Annotated in this window: 16 protein-coding genes; 1 reads left to right on the top strand and 15 read right to left on the bottom strand. The window is 34.0% G+C overall.

Annotation, left to right across the window (positions count from 1 at the left end; all coding sequences use genetic code 11):
* Positions 1–122: 122 nt before the first annotated feature.
* From holA to G600_RS0102890, 6 genes are all read right to left on the bottom strand, one after another.
* Complete coding sequence (holA, locus tag G600_RS0102915; protein ID WP_027430589.1) at positions 123–1,100, bottom strand: DNA polymerase III subunit delta; 978 nt, start codon at positions 1,098–1,100, stop codon at positions 123–125.
* Positions 1,101–1,164: 64 nt separating this feature from the next.
* Complete coding sequence (locus G600_RS0102910) at positions 1,165–3,627, bottom strand: DNA internalization-related competence protein ComEC/Rec2 (protein ID WP_027430588.1); 2,463 nt, start codon at positions 3,625–3,627, stop codon at positions 1,165–1,167.
* Positions 3,628–3,703: 76 nt separating this feature from the next.
* The gene (locus tag G600_RS13625; protein ID WP_051195336.1) at positions 3,704–4,603 is read right to left on the bottom strand and encodes a GerMN domain-containing protein; all 900 of its coding nucleotides are present in this window, start codon (positions 4,601–4,603) and stop codon (positions 3,704–3,706) included.
* Positions 4,604–4,614: 11 nt separating this feature from the next.
* Entirely contained in the window at positions 4,615–6,093 is a 1,479-nt protein-coding gene (locus G600_RS0102900; protein WP_034245365.1) for a sensor histidine kinase, read from the bottom strand.
* A gap of 17 nt (positions 6,094–6,110) precedes the next feature.
* Complete coding sequence (locus tag G600_RS0102895) at positions 6,111–6,800, bottom strand: response regulator transcription factor (RefSeq protein WP_027430586.1); 690 nt, start codon at positions 6,798–6,800, stop codon at positions 6,111–6,113.
* Between the two features lie 23 nt (positions 6,801–6,823).
* Entirely contained in the window at positions 6,824–7,471 is a 648-nt protein-coding gene (locus G600_RS0102890) for a helix-hairpin-helix domain-containing protein (RefSeq protein WP_034245362.1), read from the bottom strand.
* A gap of 248 nt (positions 7,472–7,719) precedes the next feature.
* Between G600_RS0102890 and G600_RS13620 the strand changes: the two genes are divergently transcribed.
* Positions 7,720–10,692, top strand: coding sequence for a YfhO family protein (locus G600_RS13620; RefSeq protein ID WP_051195335.1), 2,973 nt, complete (start codon positions 7,720–7,722; stop codon positions 10,690–10,692).
* Between the two features lie 396 nt (positions 10,693–11,088).
* Here G600_RS13620 and G600_RS14915 read toward each other — a convergent pair whose 3' ends face one another.
* The 9 genes from G600_RS14915 to G600_RS0102840 all read right to left on the bottom strand — a co-directional run bounded on the left by G600_RS14915 (position 11,089) and on the right by G600_RS0102840 (position 22,956).
* On the bottom strand, positions 11,089–12,756 hold the full coding sequence (locus tag G600_RS14915) for an EAL domain-containing protein (protein ID WP_162141493.1): 1,668 nt from the start codon (positions 12,754–12,756) through the stop codon (positions 11,089–11,091).
* 493 nt (positions 12,757–13,249) lie between these two features.
* Positions 13,250–14,626, bottom strand: a complete 1,377-nt coding sequence (argH, locus tag G600_RS0102875) for an argininosuccinate lyase (RefSeq protein ID WP_027430583.1) — start codon at positions 14,624–14,626, stop codon at positions 13,250–13,252.
* Positions 14,627–14,729: 103 nt separating this feature from the next.
* Positions 14,730–17,036, bottom strand: coding sequence for a DNA gyrase/topoisomerase IV subunit A (locus G600_RS0102870; RefSeq protein WP_027430582.1), 2,307 nt, complete (start codon positions 17,034–17,036; stop codon positions 14,730–14,732).
* Positions 17,037–17,081: 45 nt separating this feature from the next.
* Positions 17,082–19,016 carry a DNA gyrase/topoisomerase IV subunit B gene (locus G600_RS0102865; protein ID WP_027430581.1) on the bottom strand — a complete coding sequence of 645 codons (1,935 nt, stop codon included), beginning with the start codon at positions 19,014–19,016 and terminating at the stop codon, positions 17,082–17,084.
* Between the two features lie 61 nt (positions 19,017–19,077).
* On the bottom strand, positions 19,078–20,073 hold the full coding sequence (locus G600_RS0102860; protein ID WP_027430580.1) for a foldase protein PrsA: 996 nt from the start codon (positions 20,071–20,073) through the stop codon (positions 19,078–19,080).
* Between the two features lie 187 nt (positions 20,074–20,260).
* Entirely contained in the window at positions 20,261–20,740 is a 480-nt protein-coding gene (gene rlmH, locus G600_RS0102855; protein WP_027430579.1) for a 23S rRNA (pseudouridine(1915)-N(3))-methyltransferase RlmH, read from the bottom strand.
* A 12-nt stretch (positions 20,741–20,752) separates the two neighbouring features.
* Positions 20,753–21,019, bottom strand: a complete 267-nt coding sequence (locus G600_RS0102850; protein WP_027430578.1) for a glyoxalase — start codon at positions 21,017–21,019, stop codon at positions 20,753–20,755.
* A gap of 190 nt (positions 21,020–21,209) precedes the next feature.
* Complete coding sequence (locus G600_RS0102845; protein ID WP_034245356.1) at positions 21,210–22,370, bottom strand: RNA-guided endonuclease InsQ/TnpB family protein; 1,161 nt, start codon at positions 22,368–22,370, stop codon at positions 21,210–21,212.
* A complete protein-coding gene (locus G600_RS0102840) occupies positions 22,300–22,956 on the bottom strand; it encodes an IS607 family transposase (RefSeq protein ID WP_169449135.1) in 657 nt (218 codons plus the stop codon). The genes G600_RS0102845 and G600_RS0102840 overlap by 71 nt, the downstream gene beginning before the upstream one ends.
* Positions 22,957–23,033: the final 77 nt, after the last annotated feature.

Here is a 23,033-nt window from a genome sequence, read left to right as displayed (position 1 = left end):
TTAAGTCTATTTAAGTCTAATAATCTAAAAAGCCAACAATTAAATCTAAAAGAGCCAAATTATTAATGCACTGCCCTAATAATTTGGCTTTTTTTATTTAATCTAATCCTTTAGATTTAATTCTACTTTGATGAATACTTTACAATTGCAAGCTCAACACCCATTCTATCTGAGATTCTACCCTGCTTTGCACTCTCGTCAATTTCGGCAAAGAATTCAAGGGCATCCTTGATTTCCTCTAGACTAAAATTTTTAGCCTGGCTTTGATACTTTCCAATAACGAAAGGCGGAAGCTTTAGGGCTGATGCTATCTCTTTATTTGAAAGATGTCTATTAGTTAATTCCTTAGTCTGTAATATTCCATTAAACTGACGAACAATTAAAAATAAAATCTTTAATGGCGCTTCCTTTAGCATTAACAATTCATAGTAAAGACTAAGGGCTCTTTTTTGATTGTGATTAGCAAGGGCCTCAATCATTTCAAAGATATGACTCTCTGTCTGGCTTGAAACAATTTCTCTAACCTCATTAATTGTAACCTCTTTACTATCCGCCACATAACCTTCTAGCTTATCAAGCTCCATCTTAATTAATTCCATGTTAGAACCAGTTCTAAAGATAATCTCATCACAAGCCTCAGAAGTAATCTTAATCTGATTTGCCCCAAGTACGGTAACGATCCATTTTTTCAAAACCGCACTTGTCTGAAAGCTCATCTCTGAAACGTAGCCAATGGACTGCACAGCCTTATATAGCTTATTTCTCTTATCTATTTCTTTTTCAACAAATATCAAAACAAGATAGTCTGGCAATTCTTTAATATAATTTGCAAGTTTATCATTAGACTTCTTAAAAAAGCCGCTATTCTCAACGATAATCGTCTTTCTATCACTAAAGAATGGCATTGTATCGCAACTAGAAATTAAATCGTCCACATCAATGGATTCGCCCTCATAATAGACGTAATTCATTGTGTCGTCTCCTACTAAAGCCTGCTTTAACTTTTCCTTATATCGCTTTATTAAATAGGTCTCCTCGCCATATATTAAATATGCCTTCTTAAATTCCCCAGATTTTATATCCTTAGCAATTTCTTTCATTTAGTCACTCCTAATTATCCATTAATCCCTTCAACTATACCATGTATTAGGGCAAGAATCAAAACTAATCTAAGTATCCCCTTATAGTTAATTTCCCGGAATTCTTAGTATTTATCATAATTTCGCCAATCTTACTTGTAATATAAATTTTAGAATTTATAGCATTTAATTTATCTAAGGTCTCCTCATTTGGATGATGATATCTATTCTTAATGCCACAAGAAATTATACTAAAACTTGGCTTTGTAAAATCAATAAATTCCTTACTTGAGCTTGTCTTTGAGCCGTGATGCCCCACCTTTAAAAGGTTGATATTACTAATATCTACTCCAAAAGCCATAGCATTATCCATTATAGCTTTTTCAGCTAAAGCAGTTGCATCACCAATAGTTAAAGCCTTAAAGTCCCCGTAATTTATTAAAAAGGATGTGGAGTAATCATTAGCATCCTCATAATTAAAATTTTTAAGGGGATGCAGGCATGTGATTTTAAAGCCCTTATTCTTTTGAAAATATAAGACATCCCCAGCCTTAATATATTCTAGCTTAATACCTCGCTCCTTTGCTAGCTTTATCATTTTTAGATAATTTTCGTTCTCCTCTAGCTTTTCTACATCCGGAATTACGATTTTCTTTATTTCAAGTCTATCTGCCTTTTCAAGAAGTTCAATTAAACCATTTACGTGATCTGAATCAAAGTGGCTCACCGTTATGGCCTCAAGACTTTTAATTCCTCTATATTTAAGGCTAGGATAAATGCGATACTCTCCAACATTTTTAACATCAGTACTACCACCATCAAGTAGGAAATTTTTTCCCTCTAAGCTAACTAGCTGGCAATCCCCCTGCCCCACATCAAGACTAACAATATTAAGGCCTGACAGCTCCTTGTAGTGAAGATTAAGCCCAATTATTATTAGTAAAATGTATGCGCCAAATAGAGTTTTTTGAAAGAAAGAGACATATTTAAATAGAATCTCATCTCTTAGTAGTTTAGCCAAAATTATAATTACCAAAAGGATTAGATAATACGCAATTACAAATTCTCTTCTTGGAGCCCCCGTTAGAATTATGGAACCCTTAAAGCTTGTGCTAATCTTCATAAGTAGGCTATAAAAATCTAATATGTAATTTGAACTTCCTGCAAAAAGCAAGGATAAAAATATATTAAAAAGTCCTATGATTCCAGAAAGAAAAGCACTTACCATAAGAAGGCTAAATAGGGGAATTACAATTAAATTAAGTAGTACAGAAAGTAAAGCAACTTCATAATTCATTAGAATAATTACAGGAAGTGTAGCGATTTGAATAGATAGACTAAGGCAAAAAGCTTCACTAAGCTTTCTTTTTATCTTTTGTTTCATGTCCTTTTTATTCAATTCTTCTCTTTTAAAAAGCATAAGGATTTTCTCATCATTTATAACTATTGGATAAATAAAGGCGATAGCTGCCATGGATAAAAAGGATAGTAAAAAACCCGTATTAGTTATAACGTAAGGATCATCTACTATTAAAATTATCAAGCTTAAAGAAATAGTTGTAATTAAATCATTAGACCTAGCTAGATTATCCGCAATACAATAAGCAATTAACATAATTACCGCTCTTCTACAGCTAATACCATTATTAGTAATTATTAGATAAGATAGCATAATAAATACAGCTATAATGGCCGCAACTAAATAATCCAGTTTTCTCTTTAGTAGTTTATAAATTGTAAGGCCAAGTAAGGATACATGAAGGGCTGAAATTGAAAGTAGGTGAGCTATTCCACTATCCTTAAAATCTAGCTTTTGTTGTTCTGTTAAATCTGTTCTTACTCCAAGGGTCATGGCCTTTACAATAGCTGCTTTGTCTTTTGTAAAAATTTTATCGTAAACTCTAATTAAATTCCCCTTTAGTCTAAAAAGTTCTGGGTAGATCCCCGTTTTAGATTTGTCTATTTTTTTCAAATCTGAAATCGTAAAAGATGCCCTTATTCCAAGGGATTTATAATATTCTTCTTGATTATAATTTCCTTCATTTCTACTAGTATTTAGCCTCTTTAATTTACCACTAGCCTCAATATAATCTCCCTCTAAAAGGTCTGTATTAGCCTCTGCATAAACTAGAATTGAAAACTTCTCAGAAGCAGTCTTTTCGCTACCATAATCACTAGCATGATCATCAGCATGGTAAACATCTTTATCCACCTCAACCCTTACATTCATAAGCCTAAAGCTTATTCCGTTTTCCGTCTTGGTGATACAAGTTACGTAACCTGATACATTTGTATTAAGCTCCTCCTTAACTTCTAGATTAGAAATTAACTTAGCTTGGTTTTTGTAAAAATACGACCTAATACTTACAATGGGAATTATTAATAGAATTATTAAATATAGATAAGAGACTTTCTTATACTCCCTTAAAGCTAGAAGTATAAGAAGTCCTGTAATTAGGACAAAAATAGTCAATTCCTGCCCTAGAAATATAGATGTAAATGCAGTTATTAATGCAAAAATAGCTGCAATAAAAATTGGTCTTTCCATAATCTTTCCTATATACTCTCAAACTATAATCTATTTTTTTTAATCTAAGATTACAAAATAGCTTTCTCATTAGTTATTATTCATTAATCAATGATTCGTTAAATTCAAACTCTGTATCTAGGCTAATGGACTCTCTAAAGGAAATTGAGGAGTCACCATTAACTAGAATTCTTACTGCGTCGATGCCCTCTAAACTACAAAGAGAATTTGTAATTGAGTAAATTGGAATTTCACTTGTAACATTTACCATTTCATCAACAAATTCGCTTGAAAGGTTAAGATAGCAAATTCCATCGATTACAGATACGCTAAGGACTCTCACATCACTTGGAAGGGTTCTATAAAAACCTGCCTGGGTTGGACCCTTTATTAAAGTCTCAATCACTAGCTTTTCAGCCGAAACATTGCTGCTATGAGAAAGAGTTCTATTGTATCTAATTAACTTGTCCCCGGATTTTGTTGCAAAATAAAGGGTAACATTAGTCCACTCAACGGAATCATCGCCGTTATTGGCATCATCTACAAAGTCAGAGGCTGTCATTACCCCAACTTCTTTATTATTCTTTACAAGATCCTCGCCATCTACATTAAATTCCACGTATTCAATGTCCTTTAGCTGAGTGATTTCCTTAACCATTGCAGCTCTATATAAAACTTCCGTATAGGAATCCATTTGATAATAACTACTATCAAAATCAAGTAAGCAATAGTCGTTTGAAATTGAAACTGTAGGATCTGTTACATAATCTGGCTTAATAACACATTCCTTCTTGTCACTGCTTTTAGTGCCCATGCAATCAATTAAAGCCTTGATTATTTCTTCATTCGAGTCAGTCTTTAACTTTGTTTCCTTCTTTATAAGTTCTACGCAACTTGTATTAGTGTAATAATAAAAATAGCTGCTGCCACTAGTCTGACAAGCCACTAAATTTATTAACATAGTTGCGATTAAAATCATACCAGTTATCTTTTTCATATTGTCCCCTATCATTTAACTTCTTTTACATAGTTAATTGGAACTCTAATGGTAAATACTGTTCCCACGTCTTCTTCACTATGTAACTTAATTGTTCCATGATGCATAAGAATAATATTTTTGACAATTGATAGACCAAGTCCTGTACCACCTGTCTGTCTTGATCTAGCCTTATCGACTCTATAAAATCTATCAAATACCTTGTCTTGGCTCTCCTTTGGAATTCCCATGCCTGAATCCTCCACCTTTATATAGAAGTATTGGTGATCGGCGTTAAGGGAAACATGAACCCAGCCATTACTCTCATTATATTTAATAGCATTCTCTACTAAATTCGTAATAACTCTAGTCATCTTCACTTCATCAATGTTGGCAATTACTGGTCTAAAGCTTTCAAATAAGACGTCAATATTCTTCTTTTTAGCAATAGGCTGAAGTCTTCTTAAAACCAGCTCTAACATTTCATTCATGTTAACTGCTGTAATATTAAGTGCTGAAGCTGACTTATCCATTCTAACTAGTGCTAATAAATCATCAATAATCTTACTTTCTCTATCAATCTCAGTAACAATATCCGCCATAAATTCCTTATAGACTTCAATTGGGAAATCCTCTCCTGTATTAAGAGAATCCGCTAAAACCTTGATTGAAGTAATAGGTGTCTTTAATTCATGAGATACATTTGACACAAACTCACTCCTTGAATCATCCACCTTACTAGCCGCATCCAAAATCTTATTAAAATCACTAGCAAATCTTTTATATTCTGTTAATTTGCCCTCAGGCAAACGTCTATCTGTATGACCTTGAGCAATATCTGCCACAAGATCTAACTTTTTATTTAGCTTTTTATAAATCAAATGGATGTTAATAAATAAAATCACAAGCAAAACAGTCACAAGAATAATATGAAGGGCAAAATCAATGTCATCCACATATTCAAATACATCTGCAACCTCTGATTCATCTAGGTCACCTATTAAAACCGCGATTAATTCATCACTAGAATTATAAACAGGAGTGGCTGTTTCTACCTTGCCGTTCTCCTTGTCAAATTCCGATATTGTCTTTTCATTTTGAAAAATCTGAAGAATCTTAGAATTAATCAAAGTCTTAGAAGTATCCGTTCCATAGGTATCCCAAGTAACTTCTAAGTTAGAATTTACAAGTCTAAGTCTAACATTACCAATGGCTGAAGCTACATTAAGCCTATTATTCATACCACTTTCAACTGCATCTTCTAAACTAGCATAATTAGAGTATTCCGCCGCTGCAATTACTGTAGTATTCTGCAGGTTGGAAATATATTTATCTACCAAAGCATCATAATATGCCTTATCAATTACAAAAGTCGCCAAGAATAGGGTTCCGCAAGAAATAAGGCTTATGAAAATGTATTCGATAACCGACAATCGTTTAAAAAAGGCAACTAACCTTTTCCTTATTTTTGTAATACTTATTTTCTTTCTTTTTCTTCTTACCTTCACCATATATATACCACTTACTATTAGACATTAAAATAATAACCCACGCCCCACTTTGTATGTACATACTGTGGATCTGATGGATTCTTTTCAATCTTTTCTCTTAGTCTTCTAACATGGACATCTACAGTTCTTGCATCTCCTGGGTAATCACTTCCCCAAACCTTCTTTAAGAGGCTATCACGGGAGTAAACCTTAGTTGGGTTTGAAGCAAGAATTTCAAGTAAATCAAACTCCTTAGCAGTAAGATAGATTTCCTTATTCTCAATAAAGAGATTACGTCCATCAATATCAATCTTCATATCTCCTGCAGTAATAAGGTTTGACTTTTTCTCTTCCTGGCTCTTAGACTTATTTCTTCTAAGAATAGCCTTCATTCTAGCCTTAACCTCTAATATATTAAAAGGCTTTGTTATATAATCATCAGCCCCGTATTCAAGACCTAAAATCTTATCCATGTCATTGCCCTTAGCAGTTAACATAATAATTGGTACATCTGAAAATTCACGTATCTGCTGACAAACTTCAAGTCCATCCATCTTCGGAAGCATAATATCAAGTAAAATAATATCGTAATTATTCTCTTTGGCTAAATTAAGCGCTTCTTCCCCGTCATAAGCCACATCAACAGTCTTATAATCCTGAAGAAGACTAAACTTTAATCCCTTTACAATCAACTTTTCATCATCTACTACTAAAACCTTGTCAGCCATACCAAATCTCCTACTATTTTATTTTAAACACAAATAAAATCTTTGATTTTATCAAACGCTTGCTCTTTAATCCCAGATATATTCTTAATATCCTCAATAGATTTAAAGGCGCCTTTTTCCTTTCTATAGGAAATAATCGCCTCAGCCTTTGATTCTCCAATGCCTTTAAGAGTCATAAGTTCTTCTTTAGTTGCGCTATTAATGTTCACCTTCTTAGTTTTTTCATTAGAAAAACCATTAGATGATCCACCCGTCTCACTAAAAGAATACTCTGACCCTTCTTCATTAATATTAGGAATATATATCTTTAATCCATCAGATAGCTTATCTGCTAGATTTAAATTCGTTAAATTTGAGCCTTCAAGAGCACCGCCTGCTAAATTAATAGCGTCAATCACTCTATCACCGTTATTACATTCATAAACCCCAGGATTTTGCACCTCCCCACAGACGTATACGTAAATCTTACTAGTCTCCTCTGTCTGTGTTTGAGAAAATGTTACAAATTCTGTGCTTTCCTCTACATCGTTTTGAATGTCATTATTATTTATGTTTAATTTATCAAAATCCCTGCTAAAAATATAAATTATTCCAAGGACAACTATCGCAATGCCCATAATTACATATCTTAGCCAATATCTATATTTATTATATATTTTTAAAAGTTTCATTTATACGCTCCTTTAATTTACATAAAGGTCCCTCTGCGTACAAATAATATTTTACAAAAATGTTACAAAATTTACAAGACAATATTACAGAATAATTTGTATATAATCCTTATATTTATTTACACTAATTGCTCTTTTTGTTAAAATAGTAAGAGTATTACAGTCGTTTAGGGGATTTTGACTTTAATACGTCTTTTTTTGATACATTTTTATAATCCCCAAATAAATTAAAACGGGGGAAGTTTAAAGTGTTAGATATAAGTCATCTTAACTTAGGAAAAACAGAGAAAAACACTTTGAATCAAGAACATGATTCATCAAGAGAAACTAAATCTAATATAAAAACAAGAAAGAAAAAGCGATTTAGACTACTTGAAGAAAGCACAGGTCTTGTGCCTTCAGGAAATATAACTTACATTGTAGCTTTTGTATTGCCACTGATAATGTATATTGCTCTTTACTATATTAAAGAGATTTATCCCTTTGGCAATAATGTATACTTAAGATCAGATTGTTATCATCAATATGCCCCATTCTTCTCAGAACTATGGGAAAAGATTAAATCTGGTGACTCTTTGTGGTATTCCTGGGATATTGGTATGGGAACTAACTTCATATCCTTATTTGCTTACTATTTAGCAAGCCCAGTGAATTTTATTATTGCATTTTTCCCACAAAAATTCATACCAGTTGTAATGGACTACATTATTGCAACAAAGCTTTCAATAGCCAGCCTTGCAATTGTTTTCTACATTTCCAAGCACTTTAACACTAAGAAATTAAGCATTGTACCTTTCGGTATTTTCTATGCTTTTAGTGGATTTTTAGCAGCTTATAGCTGGAATATTATGTGGCTTGATTGCATCATTTTATTCCCACTAATCATTCTTGGTCTTGAAAGATTAGTAAATCAAAATAAGGGCATTTTCTACTGCATTATGCTTGGCCTTTGCATTTACACAAACTACTACATTTCCATTATGGTTTGTATTAGCGTGGTTTTATACTTTATCGTGCTCATTATTTGTTACGAGGGCGAGAAGTCTTTTTATGCATATTTTAAGAAAATGTATAGCTTTGCCTTCTATTCTCTCCTAGCCGGAGGACTAGCAGCAATTCTACTCCTTCCTGAGATTTATACATTTTCCTTATCCGCTTCAAGTAATTCGACCTTCCCATCAACTTGGTCAAACTACTTTAGCATAATCAAGGAATTTACAAGACATTTAATTAATATTCCAGTGCACACAGCCCTAGAACATCATCCTAATATTTACTGCGGAGTGGCAATCCTTATTTTACTTCCACTCTACGTTATTTCAAAACAGGTTAAGCCTAAGGAAAAGATCACAAAGATGGCCCTAGTACTCATCTTTTTAATTTCCTTTAACCTAAATATTCCAAACTACATTTGGCATGGTTTCCACTATCCAAACAGTTTGCCAGCACGTCAGTCCTTTATTTACATTTTCTTTGTATTAATTATTTGCTTTGAGGCCTTTAATAATATAAAGAACTTCAATAATAAAGAACTTGCCCTTGCTTTCTGGATAAGTATGGGCTTCCTAGTAATTGTTGAGCAGCTCTTTGTATCCGATGAAACCTATGATTTTAAGACAGTTTATATAAGTGGCGCCTTTATTTTACTCTACGCCCTTTTAATCTATCTAAAGCGAAATAAGAAATTTAAGAGCCCGATTTTACTAATTGCCTGCTATTCCCTTTGTATCATTGAGGCAACTATAAACATGGATAATACAGGCCTTGGCACAACATCCCTTTCATCTTATCAGATTGATTTTGATGCTGTTGAAAATGTTACAGAAGAAGTTGCAAGTCAAGATGATACATTTTACAGAATGGACAAGGTGGTTGGTGCTAGAACTAAAAACGATGGTGCTTGGCATAATTACCATTCCATCTCAAACTTCTCTTCCACAAGTAATGCTGGAATGTCAAAGCTCTTTGGCTTCCTTGGAATTGAAAGTTCCACAAACGCTTATGGTTACAACGGTTCAACACTAGTTACTAACTCACTTTTCTCAGTTAAGTACCTAATTAGCAATAAGATTCTAAACGAAGGACCATTAATTAGCTATGTAACTGGCAACAACGGTGAGTTCATTTATAAGAATGAAAATGTACTTCCTGTAGGATACTTAATTCCATCCGACGCAGAGGATAACTGGAATCCTACTAAGTCAAGCGATGGCATTGTTAATACTAATAGCTTAGTTGAGAGCTTAACTGGAATTTCAAACGTATTTACACTTACATATGAATACGGCAATGATAATTGGGTTTATTTTAATCCTGTAAAGGACGGACACCTTTACCTAATTACTAAGAATTCTGCTTGCTCATCAATACATGTAACTATTAATGATTCAACAACAAGAGATTTTACCAATATTAAGACAGGTACAATCCTTGATTTAGGCTACTACACAACTGAGGATGACATTGAGATTGAATCTGATAGTTCTATGGGCCTTGTGGTTTATACTCTTGAAGAGAGCCGCTATGTATCAGCTATGGAGCAGCTAAATGAGTCAGGACTAAATGTCACAGACTATTCAAGCACAAGCATTGAAGGCACTATTGATGCTAGCGAAGATGGAAATATCCTCTTCTCAATTCCATACGATGATGGCTGGACAGTTTACATTGATGGCAAGAAGGTAGAAACAAGCGCCTTTAAGGATGCTCTACTTATGGTAAGCGTATCTGAGGGCTCACATACAGTAAGCCTTAAGTACACACCAGTTAATTCAATCCTAGGAATTGTGGTAAGCATTATAAGTATTATCATTTTGATTGTTCTCTATATTATTTCAAAAAAGATTAGAAAAAAAGAGAGCAAATTAGATAAGCTACCAGTATTCTTACAGTCAATCATCCTAGGTGAAGATGTTAAGAAAAAGCTTATTAAGGAAAAGCTTCGTGAAGAAATCATTATTGATAATGAGGACAACGACAGCATCATAATCGATGACATTCCAGAGGAAGAATTCTTTGAAGAGTACTTCGAAGATGATCCGGATTCTGTAAAAGAGTTAGAGATATTAGATGGTGTTGAAAATGAAAACAAAGCCGTTTCTTCAAACAAAGATAAAGGAAACAAAGTCGAAGACTATGAAGAAGATAAGGTTGAAAATAAGGTTGATAAAATTGTAAGTCCAGATGATTTAGATTCACTTGATGATTTTGATAATATTTAACTCAGTCAGGGCACAAGCTCTGACTGAGTTAAACGCTCCGCGAGGATGCGCACGGATTCGGACAGGAATTTGTCTGCTGAAGCAGACCCGAATCCGGCGCGCAAGACTCGCGAGCGAGTCTTGACTCTAGCAATTTAAATCGGTAAATTAAATACAAAATTAAAGGGATGCTCTAGGGCATCCCTTTAGTTTTAGTAAAGCGGACATTCGGAATCCGCTTCGCTACTTCCTCATGAACGCAGTGGCACTTTGTGCCACCTGTCAGAAGGGGCTTTAACCCCTTCTGACACTAGTAAGCTTTATACCCCCGCTTAAAGCTTACGCTTTTGAAGCGGGGGATTGCTTACACTGCGTTCATATTATTCTAGTGGATAAACTGTATTCTACTTATAATTTCTAGAAATTATCTTCTAACTTCTCCTGCTCCTCTGCCCTAAAGTTTTCTAGGAAATCTAGTAAATCTCCCTTCTTTATAGGCCTTGAGAAAAAGAAGCCCTGAATCTCATCACAACCATAGCCAATAAAAGACTCTAGCTGATCTTTATTCTCCACGCCCTCAACTAAAATTCTTAAATCTAGTTCCTTAAACATAGAGATTACATTTTTAATTATGGTTTGCATAACCTCATTCTTATACTCATCTACAAAGAGCTTATCAAGCTTAACAATAGTTATTGGCAGGGTTCCAAGTCTTCTAAGATTAGAATAACCCGTTCCAAAGTCATCTAGAGAAAACTTAATGCCATAATCGTTTAGCTTAATAAGATTGTTCATAACCACAGCCTGAGAATAACCAGCAATACTTTCTGTAATTTCAAAGTTTACTTTATCTGGAGATATCTCCATACACTTCATTTTATTTATGATATCATCCGCCAAATTCACCTGAAGACATTGCTGGATTGAAAGATTAATTTCCACAAATTCAAGTCCACTTTTTTCAAAATCTTCACTAGCAATAAATTTAAAGGTCTCATCTAAAACATAGTCGCCAATTCTTAGAATCGCCCCACTCTTCTCCGCTGCCTTTATAAATACCTTTGGAGATACAAAGCCATATTCCTTGTCATATAGTCTTAACAAAGCCTCGGCACTTTTAAATTTCTTTTCCTTAACAGAATAAATTGGCTGATAATAAACCATGAAATTATCCGTTAAATAAGCCTTTTCAATGATCTTATCAATGTTTGTATTTATACTTACTTCCTTATCATTAATAATGTCCTTAGCCTCGTAAATATTTCCCATAAGCTTGCTATTATTGTAAAAGCTATTGGAAAATGTAATCAAATCCTCCACGCTAGCAATATCCTCTGGGAATACAAGACTGCAAAGGTAAGCGTTTATATTTACATTAATATGATTAAAACTAATAGGCTTTGAAAGCTCATGATCAATTAGTTCAGCTAAGGCCTTAACCCTGTTTCCATCAATATGATTAACAATAATTGCAAACTTGCCATCGTTTAAATAATAAAGAATATATCTACCCTTAATTAAGTTAGTCGAATTCTGAATCATACCTGCAGTTCTTCTAATTAAGGAATTGTAGTGCTCATAAGATAAAAGCCCCCTAAGCATTGAAGAATTCTTTAATTTAACTAGAAGTATCATTCGATTAGACTTAGTCTTTTCGTATCTTTTCGTATCAGATATAAAGGAGTTCATATTGTGAAAACCTGTAACTCCATCAATTAAAACCTCCGGCCTTTGAACCGTCTGGCTTACCAAAAGATTAACTAAAGATAGGGCAAAGGGCTCCACAACTAAATACGGGAAGAACCATTGAATTCCAATTGCAAGTACACTAATAGGATACATCAAAACAATACTATTAAAGTGTGACTGTGCATACCAATCTCTGTGTTGAATTACAAAGAAAAAGGAATAAAAGAAATTCAGACTACCAATAAAATACATTAGAAGTATATAATTTCCTCTAATATAATGTCCCATTTCATCAATTCTAAAAATCATGCCATTATAATGATTTACAATCAATAAAATAATGATAGCTAGAATTGAAAGAATATGAAAAATCAAGAAGCCATGCCTCTTAAACATAATTTGCCACAAGTCTATAATGCTAATATTATACAAAGTATATATGAAAATATTAGACAAATGAAATAGAAAATAAAGGGAATTAGGTATAAAGGCAGTCCTAATTTCAAACAAACTATTATGCATGCTCGTATCAATAGTTATAGCCCATATATCAAAAATGCAAGTTATAATTTCCCATATAGCATTAAATATAAAAAACTTATTCGATGCTCCCCTAGTCATCTTTCTATAAAAGAAAGAAAACACAATGATGGCATTTACTAAAAGCGCTGCAACATCAAAATATATAATTCTTATCATATAAGAAATCTCCTTATAGATTTACCTTAAAAACTATTTTCATTATATCATTTAACATATATTTCTACAATTAATATAAAGCCTTATTCTTAGGGAAAATGCATCAAGGCAATAAAAAACCAGAAACTAGCCTAGGCTAATTTCTGGTTTAAATCTTATATCTTAATCTAAAGTTTTATATAATCTTAACTTAGTTATTAGCTAAATATTCCTCATTTAACTTAATAACCTTATTCATTACCTCAGGTCCTGGTGCGCCAAGAGTAAGTCTCTTATTAACACAAGTCTCTAAGCTAATTGCCTCATAGATATCCTCATCAAATACTGGGCTAATCTTCTTATATTCTTCAAGAGAAAGGTCATCAAGTGCGATTCCCTTATCAAGGCAAAGAAGAACTAACTGGCCAACAATACCATGAGCTTCTCTAAATGGTACGCCCTTCTTAACTAAATAATCAGCGGCATCTGTAGCATTTGTAAAGCCATGCTTAGCAGAATCAGCCATTCTCTTATCATTAAACTTCATTGTATCAATCATACCCTTAAAGAGGCTGACACAGCCCTTTACAGTATCGATGGCATCAAAAGTCAATTCCTTATCTTCCTGCATATCCTTATTGTAAGCAAGAGGAATTCCCTTCATTGTTGTAAAAAGTCCCATAAGTGCTGCATAAACTCTACCTGTCTTACCTCTTACAAGCTCTGCAATATCTGGATTCTTCTTCTGTGGCATAATTGAGCTTCCTGTTGAAAATGCATCATCTAGCTCAATAAACTTATACTCGTTAGAATTCCAAATAATAATTTCTTCAGAGAATCTGCTTAAATGCATCATAATAGTTGAAAGTGCTGATAAGAATTCAATTAAATAATCTCTATCAGAAACTGAATCCATACTATTAAGTGTAGGTCCATTAAATTCTAGTAACTTAGCAGTTAACTCTCTATCTAGAGGATAAGTTGTACCAGCTAGAGCCCCTGCGCCAAGTGGACAGTAATTCATTCTCTCATAGATATCTGAAAGTCTAGATCTATCTCTTTTAAACATCTCAAAGTATGCGCCAAAGTGATGTGCTACAGTTACAGGCTGAGCTTTTTGTAAATGAGTGAAGCCTGGCATAAATGTTGTAACATTTTCCTTCATAATACGAAGAATAACCTGCATTAATTCCTTAACTTCTTCATTTACAGCTAAAATCTCATCTCTTGTATAAAGTCTCATATCAAGTGCAACCTGATCATTTCTGCTTCTACCAGTGTGAAGCTTCTTACCAGCATCACCAATTCTTTCAATAAGGTTTGCTTCCATAAATGTATGAATGTCCTCATATTCATCATCTATAACAAGCTTTCCTGCATCGATGTCAGCTAAAATTGCCTTTAATCCATTAACAATTATCTCGCCTTCTTCTTCGCTAATAATCCCTGATTTAGCAAGCATAGTGGCATGTGCAATACTACCTCTAACATCTTGTTTATAAAATTTTTGGTCAAAGGAGATTGATGCATTGAAGTTATTAACTAACTCATTAGTCTCCTTTGTAAAACGACCGCCCCAAAGTTTCATTTTCATTTCCTCCTAATGTTTTAACGATTTAACTCATTAAAATGTAATCACTACTAATTTAGCAAATGTTTACTAGGATGTAAACCTCCTTTTAGGATTTAAGCTATTTAATTTTACTTCCCTTAGAATCTCTATGAGCTAACTTTAAGTTAGTAAGGTTAAGTTCCTTCTTCTTATACTCAACCGTTACCTCATCTCCATCAGTAACTAAGAAGACCTCATCAATATGATCATCCTTAGCTAACTTCATAGCACGAACGCCAAGAGCATTCTTCTTCTTTTGAGGAATGTCAGTTAGAGGGAATTTTAAAATGTTACCATTAGCACTAGCAAGGCAAACGTTCTGGTTACTTTCCACTACCTCTTCCTCTACAATGCCACCCTCAAGGGTAAACTTAGAATAAATAGCAATCTTAGCATCTGTTGTATAAACGCCTACTAAACTATCATCCTCACCAAGTTTTGTAGCCGAAACTGTCTTTTTATTAACTTCAAACTCAGAAGCATCCACAAGCTTTGCCATACCATTCTTTGTAACAAAGAGGAGCTTCTTATTCTTGATTGTTGCCTCAGAACCGAGGAAGCAAATATTTTCTCCACTACTATCGTAATTACCAACATTATCAATAGGAGTACCCTTGTCTCTAAATCTAGTATATGGTAAGTCCTTTACCTTAACCTGATGCATATTACCTGTGTCTGTGAAAATGAGAATCTTACCGGTATTCATACATGTAAAGACATACTTATTCTCTGCATGTACTGCTTCCTTATTTCTCTCATAGGCAGAAATATCAATAGTCTTAGCATAGCCAAATCTATCCATAATAAAGACTACTTCCTTCTCTTCCATCTTCTTTTCTTCATAAACAGCTTCCTTAGCATCAAGAATCTGAGTTCTTCTAGCTCTAGCATATTCCTTCTTAATTCTTAAAAGTTCAGCCTTAATTACCTTTGCCATTTCTTTTCTAGATGAAAGGATCTTCTCATATTTTTCAATCTTCTTTAAGCATTCTTCGAATTCCTTCTGAAGCTGTAAAATTTCAAGACCAATTAATCTATAGAGACGCATCTGTAAAATCTCTGTAGCCTGGCGCTCTGTAAAATCAAGCTTAGCTGCACTTGCCTTAGATTTTTCAGACTTAAAATTAATACCTTCAACATTACCGTTAACTAAGCAATCCTTAGCCTGAGCTAAATTCTTACTTCCTCTAAGGATTTCAATAATTAAATCAATAATGTCGCAGGCACGAATAAGACCCTCTTTAATCTCCTTATTGTCTCTTTCCTTTTTAAGGAGAGTTGTATATTTTCTTGTGGCAAGATCAAACTGGAAGTCTACATGATGCTTAATAACCTGCTTAAGACCAAGTGTTTCTGGTCTTCCATTAACAATAGCAAGCATGTTAACACCAAAAGTATCTTCAAGCTTTGTCTTCTTATAAAGCATGTTCTCTAAGTTCTTGTAATCAGCGTTCTTCTTAAGTTCAAGAACGATTCTAATACCTTCCTTAGAAGATTCATTTGAAACATCCACAATATCACTTGTCTTCTTAGTTTCAATTAAATCAAGAACATCTGAGATAAACTTAGAAATATTAGCTCCAATCATTGTGTATGGAATCTCTGTAATAACTAACTTATCTCTTTCACTTCTTTTTGTAGCTGGCTCGTAAACCACCTTACCACGAAGCTTTACCTTACCCTGACCTGTTTCATAGATGTCCTCTAAGTCAGACTTATTAATTACAATACCGCCTGTAGGGAAATCTGGTCCTGGCATAATTTCAAGTAATTCCTTAGTTGTAATTTCAGTGTTATCCATATAGGCACAAACTGCATCACAAACCTCAGCTAGATTGTGAGGTGGAATATTAGTTGTCATACCAACGGCAATACCATCAGCACCATTAATAAGTAAATTAGGTACTCTAACTGGTAAAACCTCTGGTTCTTTTTCTGTTTCATCGAAGTTTGGTAGGAAATCTACTACATTTTTATCAAGATCTGTTAAGTAAACGTCCTCTGTAAACTTCTGGAGTCTAGCCTCAGTGTATCGCATAGCAGCGGCTCCATCACCTTCAATAGAACCAAAGTTACCATGACCATCTACTAAAGCCATTCCCTTCTTAAAATCCTGTGATAAAACTACTAATGTCTCATAAATTGAGCTATCACCATGTGGATGATATTTACCCATGGTATCACCAACAATTCTTGCTGACTTTCTATGGGGCTTATCATGTCCTAAATTTAATTGGTCCATAGCGTATAAAACTCTTCTTTGAACAGGCTTTAAACCATCTCTTGCATCTGGTAAAGCTCTTGCTGTAATTACACTCATGGAATAATCTATATAAGACTTCTGCATTATTTCAGAATACTCAGTCTTTACTATCTGTTCAGCCATACTTCCTCCAAAAAATTATTATTAGTAAATCATATATTCGTAAATTTAAGCATCAATCTCAGCTTCATTGGCATGAGCATAGATAAATGCACGTCTAGGTGGAACCTCACTACCCATAAGCATTGAAGTTACTTCTGTTGCCATTCTTGCATCTTCAATTTCCACCTGCTTTAAAATTCTAGTTTCAGGATTAAGAGTTGTCTCCCAAAGCTGCTCAGGATCCATCTCACCAAGTCCCTTATATCTTTGAAGAGTAAAGCTACCTTCTTCATGATTCTTTCTATAATTTTCAAGAGCCTTGTCATCATAAAGATACATACCTTCATCCCCAGACTTCTTCTTAGTCTTCTTTGGCACTACCTTATAAAGAGGTGGTGTTGCAATATAGACATGACCCTGATTAATAAGCTCAGGCATGAATCTATAGAAGAATGTAAGTAAAAGTGTATCAATATGAGCACCATCCACATCGGCATCAGTCATAATAATAATCTTGTCATAACGAAGCTTTGAAATATCAAAGTCATTACCGTAACCCTCTAAGAAGCCACAATTAAAGGAATTAATCATAGTCTTAATTTCTGCATTAGCTAAAACCTTATCGATTGTTGCCTTCTCAACATTTAAGATTTTACCTCTAATTGGAAGGATTGCCTGAGTTCTTCTGTTTCTAGCAGACTTTGCAGAACCGCCGGCAGAATCACCCTCTACAATAAATACTTCGCACTCTTCAGGATTTCTACTTTCACAGTTAGCAAGCTTACCGTTGCTATCAATTGAGAATTTCTGCTTTGTAAGAAGATTTGTCTTAGCCTTTTCCTCAGCCTTACGAATCTTAGCTGACTTTTCAGCACAAGCAATAACAGCCTTTAGAGCCTCTAAATTCTTATCAAAATATAACTGAACCTCGTCGTTAGTTATAGCTGATACAACTGTTGAAGCATCAGGATTATCAAGCTTAGTCTTTGTCTGACCTTCAAATCTTGGTGCTGGATGCTTAATAGCTACAATAGCTGTCATACCATTTCTTACATCAAGACCAGTAAAGTTATTATCCTTATCCTTAAGAATTCCTAACTCTCTAGCATACTGATTTATAATCATTGTAAACTTAGTCTTAAAACCTGTAATATGGGTACCACCCTCTTGAGTGTAAATGTTATTACAAAAACCAAGTATATTTTCCTCGAATTCATTTACATACTGGAAAGCAACTTCCACTTCAATGTCATCCTGCTTATTCTTAAAATAAACAATATCACAAACAGTTTCCTTACCTACATTTAAGTCCTTAACATAAGCTAAAATACCATCTTCTTCATGGAAAGTTTCCTCTTCAGGTTCTTCCCCTCTAAGGTCCTTAAAATTAATTGTAAGTCCTGGATTTAAATATGCGATTTCATGTAATCTTGACTTGATTGAATCCGCCTTAAATCTAGTCTTTTCAAAGATTTCACCATCAGGCAGGAAAGTAACTGTTGTACCTGTATCATGCTTTCTGCAAGTACCAATCTCCTTAAGAGGAGCTACTGCCTTACCTCTTTCATATCTTTGCTTATAAACTTTTCCATCAAGTCTGATTTCAACCTCTAACCAAACTGATAAAGCATTAACAACAGATGCACCTACACCATGTAAACCACCAGAAATTTTGTAACCGCCATCGCCAAACTTACCGCCAGCATGAAGCACAGTAAATACAACCTCAACTGCTGGAATACCAGCCTTAGGATGAATTCCTATTGGAATACCTCTACCATTATCCTTAATAGTAGCTGTACCATCTGCATTAAGGCTTACGTCTATTTCACTACAAAAGCCCGCTAAATGCTCATCTACAGAATTATCTACGATTTCATATATAAGATGATTAAGACCCTTAGTGCCTACTGAACCAATATACATACCAGGTCTTTTTCTAACCGCTTCTAGTCCTTCCAAAATGGAAATACTATTAGCATCATATTTCTTAGTTGCCATAAAATTTTCTCCCTTTTATTTAAATGAAAGCTTCGCTTTCAATAATAAATTCATATAAATCTTAATTAGATAAATAAGAATTAAAAATACTTTCAAAATTTGATGAATAAATTGAATTAGAACGAACGCTAAGTTTTGCCCAAACTCCTGTATTAAAATCTACATAATACTTTGATTCGTACTCATTCATATACTCATTAAACTGCTCTAATTGCTTGCTTTCTAAGATTGTTGTCTTATTGACTTCAGTCTTAGTTTTATCATTATCAGAAGTACAACGAATTAGATAATAAAGTCCATTTACTTCAAAAACCTCACTCATATCACCAGTAGATAGGTTAAAGGCAATGTCTTCAAATGTCTGATCCATTTCACCCTTCTTTAATTCCATTTCATAATTGCCATCGTCATTGATTTCCTTTGCAAGGGCAAAGAAAGAGCTACCTGACTGAATGCTATTATAGGCATTCTCCACCTCTTCCTTAGAATCGCTTACAATATACTGAATATCAATAACTCTAGCATCATCATAACTTACCTCAATGTCATATTCAGAAATAATATCCTCATATAACTTATTAGCAATGGCAAATTTAGTATACATCTCTTCTAGATCCTCTAAACTTACATCTAACTGCTTCTTATCATCATCGGATAAGTTATTGTAATACTCAGCAGCTGCTGCCTCTACGTTGTTCTCTTCATCTCTACTTAAAACAACGCCTCTTTCCTTTGCTAGCTTATTTAGCATAGCAACTCTTATTAACTTAACTTTAATTTGATCATTAACATAAGAATAAAAAGATTCTCCATCAATTGTCTCATTCCAGATATCCTCACCTAAAAGCTCTTCATACTGGCTTCTAGCATCAGACATTAAAATCTTAGCTTCGGTCTTAGTCATTGTAATACCGTCTAGCTTAAGAATAGTATTAGAATTTAGCCCTGTTGATATATAAACAAAGTGGCCATTGAAAAAAATCATAAAAATTAAACATGCTGCAACTAAAACCGCTGCAGACACTAAAGCAATTAATCTCTTCTTGTTAGTCTTCAAAATCCCTACTCCTTTAGTCCATAATTTCTGTAATATGTTCGCTATAGATGTGGAAGTACTCGCATTAGATGCGGCAGGGCCGCTGCTCGCACACGTGTAGCTCTTTCCCCACCACAAGGGGGGAAGTGCTCGCATTAGATGCGGCAAAGCCGCAGCTCGCACACGTGTAGCTCTTCCTTTGGAAGAGCTACTTATGATATGGCTCGTTCTTCATAATTCTATAGCTTCTATAAATCTGTTCAAGTAAAATCACACGCATTAACTGGTGTGGGAAGGTCATCTTAGAAAAGCTAAGCTTATAGTCTGCTCTAGCTAAGACCTCACTTGATAAGCCAAGGGAACCACCAATCACAAAGCTAATATCGCTCTTTCCAGAAATTCCTAACTCATCAATCTTTTTTGATAACTCAACAGAATCTAACATCTTGCCTTCAATGGCAAGGGCTATAACATAGGAGTCGTCTTTTATATTAGATAAAATTCTCTCCCCTTCTTTTCTTTTGATTAAGTCATTAACAGTATCACTTGCATTATCCGGTGTCTTCTCATCAGGAAGCTCTATAATCTTTAAATTACAGTATCTTGAAAGTCTCTTAGAATACTCATCAATAGCACCTGTAAAGAACTTCTCTTTCACCTTGCCAACGCATACAATGTTAATCTTCAAGCATATTCACCTCTAACCTTCAACTACAAAATATTCGCCACTAGGAAGCTTAAAAACTTCTAGCTGCTCTTCTAATTCTTCATCAGACATAGAACTAACATCCATACCTTCTTCTGCTAGGGCATCTCTTAATTCCTTAATGTCCTTACAAACAAAAGCAAAAGACTCTTCAAGAAAATCCTTAGCCTCATCAAGATCAAAGACTACATCCTCCATAAAAAGTTTAGCTTGCTCTTTTAAGAAAACCTCTGCACAGGCTGTTAAATGCTTCTCGTCCATAATAATCTGCCACTCAAAATGTGATTAAGTATACTCACATCGAGATGTTGTAAGTTCTCACGAACATTACTTACTGTTTCAACGTGTATGCTTTTGTGGTTACAAGTAACACACTACTCACAAGTTCTTGTACACTCCACAGTCGTTAATTCCCGAAAATAGCCTTCGGTACATACTTGCGTTTGCTTGATTATGCAACTTCGTAAGTTAAAGCATCTTTTAGATTTAGACTGGCATTGAAATCCCTATCCTCAACATAGCCACAACTGCATTTGTATATTCTATCTGAAAGCTTTAAGTCTTTCTTGATAGAGCCGCAGCAGTGACATAGTTTTGATGATGGATAAAATCTATCTACAACTCTTAATTCAATGCCATTGTCATCACATTTTGCTTTAAGTTTAGTTCTAAATTCATAGAACTTCTGTGATACAACGGCTTTTGAAAGATGCTTGTTCTTCATCATTCCTGATACATTTAAATCTTCAATAGTTATATAAGACGGCTTGGATTTCACTATCTCCGCTATCGTTTTGTTAATGTAATCTGTTCGAATATTGTCTATCCTATGATGAATTTTCTGTACCTTGAGCTTTTGTTTTTGTATATTTTTTTGAGTGGACTCTCCTTTCTTTAAATTCTCATACTTACGTGAGAGACTCCTTTGCTCTCTACGTAATTGTTTTTCAAGTTTCTTAAGTTTTACTGACTTGTTAATATTCTTGTAAGTGTGACCATTAGAAATGATTGCAAAATCCTTTAATCCTAAATCTATACCAATTCCCTCATTAGAATTATTGGCAATCTTGTTGTCAGGGACTTCTACAAGAACCGAAACATAGTATCTATCCGCTTTTTTAGAAACTGTACCGCTTTTAATTTTCCATTCATCTTTAGTTGTAGGTATATAACCTTTTTCTTTTAGTTTTACCCAACCAAGAGTAGGAATGTTAATCCTATGTCTTTCGCAGGCACAGTCTTTTGGATTATTCTTTACAAAATACATCTTTACATCGGACTTATACTTTTTCTTGAAATTAGGATATCCGCTTTGATGTTTGAAGAATTTTCTAAAAGCAGTACACCCATCTTCAATAGATTTCTTTACTGATTTAGAACTTACTTCCTTAATCCATAATTTATCAGGATTATTAGGAAGATATTCATTGTTTAGCCAAACACTAAAACTCTTGCCACTCATAAACTTCTCACCTTTGTCGTAAAGTTCTTTATTATGAGCGAGATAGAAATTGTAAATATATCTACAAGTTCCGATAGTTTTATTGATTTTGGCTATTTGCTGCTTTGACGGATTTATTTCCGTCTTGAAGCTCTTTAGCAATTTCCTCATCCCTTTCTATTTGTTTTTTATACTTACGAAGTCCGTACAGCCTACAAGAAAACTCATGAAGGATTGAAACAATATCCTGTACAAGTTCTTCCTGTGGTGATAGTTCTTCGTTGTTTACTACCACTATGGTTGTATTAAACTTCATACAGAATTTTTCAAACCAATCATAGCCAAATCTGATAAATCTGTCTTTATGTGTTACTATGATAGTTTTGATTTTTTGTTCCATTACTTCATCTAATAGTTCATTCCATTTCTTACGGTTGTAATTTAAACCGCTACCATAATCCTTAATACATTGATTTACAATAATACCCTTAGCATTGCAATACTGCCGTAAAAAATATACCTGATTTTGTAAAATATCTTTTTGGTTTCTTGTAGATACTCTGGCGTAAATAACAGTCTGACGATTATCATTTTCTGTATTTATGCCCTTGAACTGAAGATATTGGTCATAAGTATAATAACGCCTATCAGTTGGAGTTCGGTTTGCTTTTAATATTCCTTCCCTATCCCAGCGTTGTAATGTCTTAACAGATACACCTAATAGTTCAGCAAAATCTTTTGGTTTATAATTTGTGATATTTGATGTGTTCATAGTAGTTTACTCCTTTGAGTATATTTAAACACATTTATCAATAATTCTGATTACTTAACTCA

It is taken from the genome of Lachnospira multipara ATCC 19207 (assembly GCF_000424105.1).
GTDB classification, from domain to species: Bacteria; Bacillota; Clostridia; order Lachnospirales; family Lachnospiraceae; genus Lachnospira; species Lachnospira multipara.
This window is presented reverse-complemented; position numbering and strand designations above follow the sequence as displayed.